The organism is Nonomuraea sp. NPDC051191, from assembly GCF_044455665.1.
GTDB lineage: Bacteria > Actinomycetota > Actinomycetes > Streptosporangiales > Streptosporangiaceae > Nonomuraea.
In genome coordinates, this window is record NZ_JBITEZ010000050.1 from 1 (window position 1) to 2,527 (window position 2,527).

Genomic DNA, 2,527 nt, shown 5'->3' on the forward strand with positions numbered 1-2,527 from the left:
CGCACCGGCCGCCCAGTTCCTCCGCGCGCTCCCGCATGCCGAGCAGGCCCACGCCCACCACGGCGCCGGGGCGCAGGCCGCGCCCGTCGTCGATCACCTCGACCTCCAGTTCGTCATCGGCCACGGCGACTCGCACGTGGCAGCCGGTCGCGCCCGCGTGCCGGGCGATGTTCGTCAGAGCCTCGCAGACGATGCGGTATGCCGCCACCTCGGTCGCGGCCGGCAGCGCCGTCAGATCCCCTTCGGTGTCCACCTGGACGGCCAGGCTGCCGTCGCGGAACCGGGACGCCTCGTGCCGGAGCGCGCCCGCCAGGCCGAACTGGTCCAGGGCCGGCGGCCGCAGATCGTGCACCAGTCTCCGCACGTCGCCGAGCATGCTGCCGAGGTCGGAGCGGACCTGGTCCAGCGCCGCGCGGGCGGAGTCGGCGTCCCGGGCCATCAGGTTGTGCGCCGCCTGCACCTTCAACGCGGCGGCGGCCAGGGTGGGGCCCAGCCCGTCGTGCAGGTCGCGGCGGAGTCTGCGGCGTTCCTCGGCCACGCCGTTGACCAGGCGTTCGCGGCTGTGCTGGAGCTCCTCGGTCAGCGCGGTGGCGCGTACGGCGGCGGCGGCCTGGCGTACGACGTCGGCGAGCAGCCGCTGCGCGGCCTCGGCCGGCCAGGCGCCGGGGCGCGGCACCAGGGCGAGTCGGCCGATCGGCGCCTCCCGGTAGGCGAACGGCAGCACGACGACGTCCGGACGGGGTGTGCCGTGTTCCACCACGACGGTCCGGCCGTCGGCGCGGTCCAGCTCGACCCGCACGTACGGTGACCGGTACGCTACCGACACCGCCCTGGCGACCTCCAGCAGCAGGTCCTCCGGCCGCGTCGAGTCCTCCAGCCGGCGGGCCAGGGCCGAGACCACCTCGTACGGCTCCGCCCGCCCGGCCAGCACCCGGTTCACCCATCGCCGCACCCGTTCGCGAAGCGGCGCGTAGACCACGCCCACCGCGACGGCGGCCAGCACGGCCGCGACCGGTTCCCCGATGACCGCGCCAAGACCGGCGAAGAGCGGGACGTCGATCGCGACGACGGCGAGCGCGAGCCCGCCGTACAGCAGGGTCCAGCCGAGCACGGGATCGACGTCGTAGAGCCGGTAGCGGCTCACCGCCACCATGACCGCCGCGGCGAGCGCCACCAGGCACAACACGAACCCCAGATCCCGCGGCATCCCCTCCAGCACGGCGGAGGCCAGCATCAGGGCCGTGTTCAGCAGCGCGGCCAGCAGCATCCAGCGCAGCTGCGCCCGCCGCTCGCCCGACGATCCCCGGAACCGCCAGGCGAAGGCCGCCACCGGTACGGGGAGACTGGCCACCAGCAGCACCGGCGACACCGCGTACGCCGCCTGCCAGAAGGCGTCGGGGATCACCGGGATCGGCACGTCCAGCCCGGGCAGGTAGTCCTGCGGCGACACGATGCGCCAGGGCACGAACAGGAAGATGAGCACCGTCAGGCCCGTGGCGGCGAGCGAGACCGCGGCCGCCCACCGCCAGCGGGGCGAGACCAGCCGTCCGTCGGGGAAGTACAGCAGCACGAGCAGCGGCACCAGATTCAGGAAGGGCCCCAGCCGCGCCCCGGCGTAGACCGCAGCCGCGGTCAGCGGGAGCGTGCCGCCGTGATGGGCCGACGACAACACCGCGTACGCGCCGGCCAGGCCGTTCACGCAGGTCACCAGCCCGCCGGTGATCAGGATCCAGGTCATCAGGTGGCGCGGCCGCCGTACCGCCAGCACTCCTCCGGCGATCGCCAGGGCGGCACCCGGGACCGTCGAGGCCCAGACCTCCCAATCCAGCGGCTCCGGCCGGGTCACCGGTCCGGTCGCCACGTCGATCCAGGTGGCGGTCACGGCGGCGAAGACGGATGCGGCGGCCAGCGTCACCGCGCCTCCCCCCGGCCACCGGTCCCTCACCGAGGCAGCCGGACCGCCCAATCCAGCCGCCGCCCCCTCAGAGCCGGCCTCGTCGAGCCCATCGGTACAGACCTCGGCTGCATCCGCGGCGGCGGTCCGAGTGGCGGGTTGCGCGGCGGGGGCGCCAGTCATGGAGGCGCCGACAGGAGCACCGCGGCAGTCTCCATGGGGCTGGTCACGGCCGGCGGCACGGAGGTCGGACACGCGTCCCACACTGTCACAGACCGTGTCCCGCGGGCACGGGAGCGACGTCCTGCCGCTGTCCCGTGCTGGCCGGGACAACGGTCCTGGTCACCTGGGGATCAAGCCGTGCCGGAGGTCGCGCCGGTGGTCGGAGTGGGCGTTCCTCCGCTTCAAGCCAGCCTGACCTGGGCGGCGACCAGCTCGGCGTACCGGCCCTCGTGCGCCATGAGCTCCTCGTGCGTGCCACGGTCCAGGACGCGGCCGGCGTCGAGTAGCACGATGAGGTCGGCGTCCTTGGGCGTGCTGAGCCGGTGGGCGATAACGATGCGGGTCTGCGGAAGCCAAGACAGGTTGGACTCGATGGCCGCCCCGGTGGCGCTGTCCAGGTTGCTGGTGGCC

The 2,527-nt window shown here is 74.3% G+C and carries 1 protein-coding gene and 1 pseudogene; both read right to left on the bottom strand.

Going from position 1 to position 2,527, the window contains the following annotated elements:
- A partial coding sequence (locus ACIA8R_RS52930) for a sensor histidine kinase (protein ID WP_397045842.1) occupies nucleotides 1-1,915 on the bottom strand: 1,915 nt, incomplete at its 3' end.
- Nucleotides 1,916-2,298: 383 nt separating this feature from the next.
- Nucleotides 2,299-2,527 (bottom strand): annotated as a pseudogene (locus ACIA8R_RS52935) (ABC transporter ATP-binding protein); the annotation flags it as partial.